The organism is Polaromonas sp. P1_G1, from assembly GCF_056405595.1.
In genome coordinates, this window is record NZ_JBFUBU010000254.1 from 1 (window position 1) to 400 (window position 400).

General features: G+C 69.0%; 1 protein-coding gene. It reads left to right on the top strand.

What is annotated here, in order from left to right; all coding sequences use genetic code 11:
• On the top strand, positions 1–400 hold a 400-nt coding region (locus AC1D1Y_RS26720; RefSeq protein ID WP_477685002.1), incomplete at both ends, for a Rossmann-fold NAD(P)-binding domain-containing protein.

The window sequence follows — 400 nt, forward strand, 5'->3', positions numbered from 1 at the left end:
GGGCTGCGCCGTCATCGTGCACGCCGTCAACCCACCGGGCTACCGCCGCTGGGCGGAGGTGGTTCTGCCCATGGTGGACAACACCATTGCCGCCGCACAGGCGCAGGGATCCACCATCGTGCTGCCCGGCACGGTCTACAACTTTGGGCCCGACGCCTTCCCCCTGCTGCGAGAGGATTCGCCGCAAAACCCCGTCACCCGCAAAGGCGCCATCCGCGTAGAGCTGGAGCGCCGCTTGCGCGCCGTCAGCGGCCAGGGCTGCAAAGTGATCGTAGTGCGGGCGGGCGATTTTTTTGGCCCCAAGGTGGCCAATAGCTGGTTCTCGCCGGGGCTGGTCAAGCCGGGCCTGCCGGTCAAGGCCATCAGCCTGCCCGGCGCGCCCGGTGTGGGCCACCAGTGG